Here is a 7124-nt window from a genome sequence, read left to right on the forward strand (position 1 = left end):
CGGTGGCGGCGCCGGTGGGCTCGTCTGCGAGGATCCCGCCCATGGATCGCACGCTCGCCCTCGCCGGACTCGACGACCGCCCCTGGCCGGAACTGGACCACGCCTACGGAAGCGCGGAGGACCTCCCCGCAGTCCTGCGCTCCCTCGCGGGCGACGACCCGGAGACCGCGGACGGGGCCCTCGGCGAGCTGTACGGCAGCATCCTGCACCAGGGCACGGTCTACGCGGCGACCGCCGAGGCGGTGCCGTTCCTGGCGCGCCTCGCTGCGGCTGGACACCGCAGCGCCGATCTCCTCGTCCTGCTCGGCGGCATCGCCGAGAGCACCGACGAGCACGGGGTGGCGCCGGGCGCCTGCCGTGCGGCGGTGGCCGGGCAACTCCCGTTCGTGCTGGACCTGGTGGGTGCCGGGGAGGCGCAGGTGCGGCAGGCCGCCGTATGGGCGGCCGGGCACACGGCCGCCACCGCCGAGGCGTGGCCCGTGCTGCGGGGACGGTGGGAGGAGGAGACCGACGACGCGGTCCGGGCGGAGCTGGTGACCGCGCTGGTCCGGCTCGACCCGGCACGCGGCGCCCCGACGGCCCTGGCCGCTCTCGCGCCGGACGGCCCGGCCCGGGTGCGCGTCACCGCTGTCCTCGCCTGTCTGGCGGCGGGTCTGCCGTGGGACATCCGACAGCACGACGCCGTACTCGCCGCGCTGCCCGCCGATGGACAGGACTCCGCGTTCGAGGAGCGCCAACCCCTCCAAGCCGTGGTCGGCGGGCTGCTCCGGCGCGACACGGCCGAGGACCGGGAGGCCGCCTTCGCGTTGCTGGAGGCCGCTCTGCGCATCCCGGCACCGGACGTACGCGCCGAAGCCGTCCGGGCGGCGGACCACGCGTGCATGGTGTCCCGGTCCGCGCCCGCGCGGCTGCTGCCCGTGCTGCTCCCGCTGCTCGACGAACCGGAGCCGCCGCACGGCGTGGTCGCCCTGCTCGACAAGGTCGCGGAGCAGGCGGGCGCCGGCGCCACCGCCCTGGCCCGGCTCGCCGCGGGGCAGGGAGACCTCGCCGACCGGGCCCTCGCCGCGCTCGTGACGGCCGCCCCCGCCCTGGCGGCCCCGCTGCTCGCCGAGCGGCTGCCCGAACGCCCCCGGGCACTCGCCGCCGCCTCCGGAGCCCGCGCCCACGGCACGGTCGTCAACGCCCCGTTCCCCTACGACGCCGCGCTGCTCGACGCGGTCCGACGGCGCCTCGCCGACCCGGAGTCGAAGGGGAACGAGCCCATCCACCTCGCCCTGCTGCTCGCCTCCTGGGGCCGGCGGGCCGCCCCCGCGGTACCCGAACTCCTCGACGTGCTGCCGAGAATCCCGCTCGCCGGCCCCACCGCACTCATGGCGCTCTGTCCGGACGAAGGCGAGCACCGGACAGCTACGACGGAGCACCTGCGCGCGGCCGCCCTGCACGGGCCCGACGAGGGACGCCTGTCCGCGGCCCGCGCCCTGCACGAACTGACCGGCGAGACCGGACCGCTGCTCGCCGCGATACGCGGCGAACTGACCGGAGCCGGACGGCGCTTGCGAGAGGCCGCCAGGCTCGTCACCGCCCTCGGGGAGGCCGTGGAGGAGCTCGTGCCCGCGATACGCGCAGCCTTGGCGGACCGGCCCGAACGCCGGTCGATCCCCCGGCTCGACGCCGAGGCGGAACTGGCGGCCGCACTCTGGGACATCACCGGCGACGACGCCACCGCGGTTGCGGTGCTGGAGGCCGTCATCAGAGCCGACGGCGGCCCCTGGACGCGGTGGACGGCCCTGCGGGCGGCGAAGCTCGCGGTCCGGCTGGGGCCCGCGGCCCGGCCGTTGCGCCCGGCGTTGGAGGAACTCCTCGCCACGCCACTGCACGCACCGGCCGCCGTCCTCGCGCTGCTGGCCGGGCTCCCCGAGGAGGAACTGCACGGCCCGCTGGACCGTACGGTCCTCGCCGGCCGGGTCCTGGACGCGGCGGAGAGCGCCGTCGATGCCGACAGCGCCTTCGAGGCTCTGTCGGAGCTGGGCCGCGCCGCACTGACGGACGAGCACCTGCACCGCATCGAGCGCCTGGCGCAGGGCGACCGGCGGGTGGTGACCGGAGGGATCGCGGACCAGATCATCCGCGCCGACGAGGAACTGGCCACGCGGGCCCGCGAAACGCTGACCGGGCTGACCGGGCTGACCGGGCTGACCGGGCCCACCGGGCCGACCGGGCAGGCGGCCCCGGCACCTGTCCGGGGCTGACGCACCGCACGATCGACACCTCACCTCACCTCAGCTCACCGGACCACCACCGCTCACCCATCGACAGGAGCCCGCTGTTGTCCTCGCTTCATGAATTCGCCACCTGGGAACCCGTGTTGAGACTGCTCCGGGCCGGTAACGCGGAGGATCTGGCCGCTCCGGGCGGTTACGTGGCCGGACAGATCGGATCCCACGGATGGAGTCTGCCCATCCAGCGGGGCTTCCCCATGCCCGGGCAGGCCGCCCGGCACGACGACATGCGGGCCGAGTTCGACGCCGTACAGCGGGTGCAGAGCGCGCTGACGGAGGCCGGCGTCGACAGCATCCCGTTCACGGCGGAGGTCGCGTCGACCGGACGGACCGTGCTCCGCCTGGTCACCCCCAGTGCCGCGGTGGAGTCCGGCGTCGGAGGCCCGCATCCCGGCGCGCTCGTGCTGGTCGAGGGCGCCGTCCCCGAGCCCTGGCGCCGCCTCCCCGATCCGGTGCCCGGCGCCGTGCCGGCCCCTTCGGCGGACCCGGCGCTGTTGGAGCGGACGCTTCGTGAGCGGCTCCCCGACGCCGTCGGTGCCACCGATGCGGACCTCGCCGCCGCGGAGGCCCGCCTGGGCGTCGACCTGCCCGAGGAACTCCGGGCGCTCTACCGGGTGACGCGGGGGCGGTGGCAGGACTGGGACGGGGACCAGGAGGTGACGGAACGCGTCGTCCAGGCGGTCGGCTGTGAACTCCTCTCCCTGGACGACGTGTACATCGCCGACCCGGCGTCCCGGACGTCACCGTGGCGGTACGCGGCGATGGAAGCGGTCGTCACCAGGCCGGACGCCACCGTGCAGGGAGTGGTCGGCTCGGCCGGCTGGATCGTCTTCGCCGACACCGGCGGCGGCGACCGGATAGCGGTCGACCTCACCCCCGGTCCGCGCGGGTACGTCGGGCAGATCATCGTCCTCAGCCACGAGGAGAGCATCGGCGCCGCCCTGGTCGCCGACTCCGTCACCGACCTGGTGCTGAGGCGGCGCAGCGACCGGCGCGGCGGGTCCCGTCGGGACGAACTGCCGGCCGTGGCCCGGGTCAACCGTGCCGCCCTGGACAGCATCGAGGCCGCAGTCCACTCCGAGCTGGAGGTCCTGAGCATCGGAGTGTGGGAGGGAGAACCGCTCAGCCTCGCCCCCGTCACCGGGCTGCCGCGGCTGCGCACCCTCACCGCCTACCCCGGTACGCTCGCCGACCCGCTGGAGATCGCCGAGCTGACCGGGCTGGAGTTCCTGGACCTCGGACCGGAGGACTGGCGAGTCCTCCTCGACGCCGGCGCCGTGCCGCGCGGCCTGTCGGCCGCCTCCATCGAGGTGCAGGGTCAGCGGCATCCCCTCTCCGTCGTGGACCTCGCCAATGAGATCCTCGCCCTGTGGGACCGGCCGCTGATCACCGTCTCCGTCCTCGAAGGCGACCTCGGCCCGCTGGCGTAGCGGTACGTCGGCTCAGCAGGCGACGGCCAGGACGGGCCGGGTGAGGGCGGACGCCACGACCGCGGTCGGCACGGCCGCTCCGCCCTCCGCGCCCACGGTCGTACCCCATCGCGCGCCCGCGCCCACGGTCGTACCGCAACGCGCGCCCGCGCCCACCGTCGTACCGGGCTGCGCCCCCATGCCCGCGCCCACGGTCGTACCGGGCTGTGCCCCCACGCCCGCGCCCACGGTCGTTCCGCGCCGCGCCCTCACGCCCGCGGCCGTACCGCGCTCCGGTCCCGCTGCCGTGCCCTTCCGCGTCCTGTCCGCGAACACGAACAGCCGCAGCACCAGAAAGCGTCCCGTGCCCGCGAGGGCGGCGGCGCCCAGGTAGACGACCTGCTGTGTGACCAGGCCGGGGGACGACTGGACCGCGTACAGCAGGAACATCGCGGCGCAGGTGACCCCGTAGGCGGCCGTGGCCGAACCGGCGGACTGGAGGTGTTGGTGCCACCCGGCGCGTCGCCCGGTGCCGAAGGTGAACAGGGCGTGCAGCTCGGTGCACACCAGTGTCGAGACCAGGGTGATCACCGCGTTCGCCAGGGCCCAGGGCAGCAGCGTGGCCAGCAGCGGGACGGCGGCGCCGGAGAGGAGACCGATCCCACCGCCGCAGACCACGAACCGGACGAAGGAGGCGAGCGGGCCGGGCGTCGTCGACGGAGCCGCCGCTTCGGCGTGCCCCTCACACGTCGTCGGCGGAGGAACCGCCGCCATGGCGTGCCCCTCACCGGTCGCGCCGTCCGTGCGCAGCGGCTGGTGCGCGGGGTGCGGCTGCGGCTTCGGCAGGACGGGCGACGTCATCGGACACCTTCCGGGTGGGGCTCGGGCCTCGGGTTTCGGGCCTGGGGCCTCGGGCCTCTGGGACTGCATTCACAACGGCGGCTGCCGGGCTTCGGCCGAGCTGCGACCGGGCATCAGCTCCGCCGCGTAGAACGATGCCGTGTTCCGTGCCCGGGAACGAGGGAGCGGTCCACCGAACCGGAGGTGGGGGTAGCTCCAGCCGGTGGTAGGGCTAGCTCCACCAAGGAGGTGGGACCGGCAGGCCGGGCCGCGCTTCGGGGTGCCGCCGCATCGCCGGTACGGACGTCCCCGCGAGGGCGACCGCACCGGCCCCGCCGACCGGACGCCCCACCAACCTTGCGCTCACCCCCGACGCCTAATCGACGCCCCCCGAGGGAACCGAGCCGATCTCCACCACCCGTGCCCACGCGGGCGGCGTGTCCGGCACGTAGTCGGGGTCGTCCTCGTTCCACGACCCCTCGGCCCCGCCTCTCCTGGGAAACAGCCCGACCACGGTCCGGCACGGCGGTCGCGAGGTGGGCCAGGGGGTCTGACCATCCGTCAGGACGACGATGGCGTCGGGCCGCGGCGACGAGCGGAGCGCCTTGGCGAAGCCCGCGCGCAGATCCGTACCCCCACCGCCCATCAGGGGGATGCTCTCGCCCTGACACAGCGGGTGCACGATCCGGGCGGACGCGTCGCACGGCAGCACCGTGACCAGGTCACGGCGGCCGCCCACGGCGCGGGCGACAGCGGCGACTTCGAGGATGGCGCTGCCGAGTTCGGCGTCGCTGACCGACCCCGAGGTGTCGATGATCACCGAGACGTGGGGCGGTCTGCGCCGCAGGCTGGGCAGGACGACTCCGGGCACCCCGGCCGAGCGCCGCGACGGCCTGCCGTAGGTGTAGTCCTCGCCTACGCCGGGTCCGGAGGCCGCGGAGCGGACCGCCGCGCCCAGCAACTCCCGCCACGGTTGCGGCGGATGGAACGCCTCCTCCGCCCACCGCTGCCACTTCTTCGGGGCACGCCCGGGACGCCCGATGATGCCCTGCGCGACGCGGAACCGGACGGCGTCCCGCTGCTGACCGCTGAGTCCGTTCGCGCCGTCGGGGCCCAGATCCCATTCCCGGTCGAGTCCGTCGGCGCCGCTGCCGCAGTCCAGCCAGGCCATCTCCTGCGTGCGCGGACCGAGCCGGAACTGACGCAGGTAGTCCTCCATCAGCTCACCCTGGGACAGTCCCAGCGACTGTGGCCGGACGGCTCCTTGGGGCCGCAGCAGCCCGTCGCCGAAGGCGTCGTCGTTGATCTCCATGTCCGCGGCGATGTTCATCCGCAGCCGTTCCCCGGGGCCGGTCAGGCCGCGTTGGCGGGCGACCCGGTCACTGCGGCCGTGGTGGTCGCGCAGCAGGTGGGACACCTCGTGCACCCACACGCCGGCCAGTTCCTCCACCGGCGTCCGGTCGACGAACGACGGTGAGACGTAGCACCGCCAGTGCTGGTCGACGGCCATCGTCGGGACGTGCCGAGACTCCACGGTGTGCAGGGCGAACAGTGCCGTCGCCAGGTAGGGACGGGCCCGCGCGGCGTGCAGCCGGGCGGCGAACAGCTTGTCGAGGTCCAGGGGCCCCGTGGTGTCCCGGTTCATCGGCGAGCCCCCGCCGGGACGGAACGGGCCGCCGCCCGGTCCGCCCTGCGGGACAGGGACACCACACCGGCGAGTCGCTCGATCGTCGCCGGAACGTCCCAGTCGCTCCGGCGCAGCGAGGCCAGGGTGGTCGCGGGCACGACCACCAGGTCCGGGGCGCCGGTCTCCACAGCCCGGACCAGGAGGGTCCACGCCGCGTCCCAGCGGGACTTGTCCGGGCGCTTGCGGACCGCGTCCACCGCCCCGTCGAGCACGGCCTGGCGCAGATCCCCACGGTCGGGCAGGTCGATGCCCGTCGGGTCGGCGAGGACGGCCTCGGGGTCGGGGAGGTCCATCCGGTCCAGACCGGCCAGCAGCTCCAGCCCCGGACCGTCCCCGACGGTCCCCCTGACCAGCAGGGACAGCACCTCCCGTGAGGAGCCGGCCGCCGTGGCGAAGGCGATCAGGGTCAGCGTCATGTCCCAGCTCCGCGGCGACGGCCAGGCACCGCCCCGGCGGGCCTCGCCGCTGGGCAGCCGGTGCACGAGCGTGGGGCGGGCGGACAGCAGCCCGCACACCGCGCGCCGGGCGAAGTCGACGGCCTGCGCCACCTTCCCGGGGTCGAGCCGGGGCAGCGTGGCCCGGGGCCAGGTCCCGCCGAGGCCGCGTACGACGACGTCGTGGTCGTGGGTCCACTGGAGGTGGACGAACCGGTTGGCGAGCGGCGGGCTCAGTTCCCAGCCGTCGGCCGCGGAGGACCGCGGGTTGGCGGCGGCCACGATCCGGACGTCCGGCGGCAGTCGCAGGGCACCGATCCTGCGCTCGAGCACGAGCCGGAGCAGGGCGGCCTGCACGGCGGCGGCGCGGTGGACAGTTCGTCCAGGAACAGCAGCCCGCCGACCGGCCCGCACCAGCCGCACCGCCCCAGTCCGCGGTGCCATCGGAACCCCGTGCACCGCCGGATCGTCCCCC

General features: G+C 75.3%; 3 protein-coding genes and 2 pseudogenes. 2 read left to right on the top strand and 3 right to left on the bottom strand.

All coding sequences use genetic code 11. The features are described from left to right. Positions 1–41: 41 nt before the first annotated feature. Entirely contained in the window at positions 42–2249 is a 2208-nt protein-coding gene (locus BM536_RS03185; RefSeq protein WP_094102480.1) for a hypothetical protein, read from the top strand. Positions 2250–2326: 77 nt separating this feature from the next. Then, positions 2327–3709 carry an SMI1/KNR4 family protein gene (locus BM536_RS03190; protein WP_094102481.1) on the top strand — a complete coding sequence of 461 codons (1383 nt, stop codon included), beginning with the start codon at positions 2327–2329 and terminating at the stop codon, positions 3707–3709. Positions 3710–3964: 255 nt separating this feature from the next. Here the strand turns inward: BM536_RS03190 and BM536_RS03195 are convergent. From BM536_RS03195 to BM536_RS03205, 3 genes and pseudogenes are all read right to left on the bottom strand, one after another. Then, a pseudogene (locus BM536_RS03195) lies at positions 3965–4462 on the bottom strand (GtrA domain-containing protein); the annotation flags it as partial. A gap of 442 nt (positions 4463–4904) precedes the next feature. Further along, positions 4905–6173, bottom strand: coding sequence for a vWA domain-containing protein (locus BM536_RS03200; RefSeq protein ID WP_094102482.1), 1269 nt, complete (start codon positions 6171–6173; stop codon positions 4905–4907). Then, positions 6170–7124, bottom strand: a pseudogene (locus tag BM536_RS03205) (sigma 54-interacting transcriptional regulator); the annotation flags it as partial. The pseudogene BM536_RS03205 and the gene BM536_RS03200, both read right to left, overlap by 4 nt.

Origin of the sequence: Streptomyces phaeoluteigriseus (assembly GCF_001896135.2) — a bacterium.
Classification (GTDB): Bacteria; Actinomycetota; Actinomycetes; order Streptomycetales; family Streptomycetaceae; genus Streptomyces; species Streptomyces phaeoluteigriseus.

What these genes read in the sequence shown, in the direction of transcription:
- BM536_RS03185 (WP_094102480.1), top strand. Translation starts at nt 42, where the DNA reads ATGGATCGCACGCTCGCCCTCGCCGGACTCGACGACCGCCCCTGGCCG.
- BM536_RS03200 (WP_094102482.1), bottom strand. Translation starts at nt 6,173, where the DNA reads ATGAACCGGGACACCACGGGGCCCCTGGACCTCGACAAGCTGTTCGCC.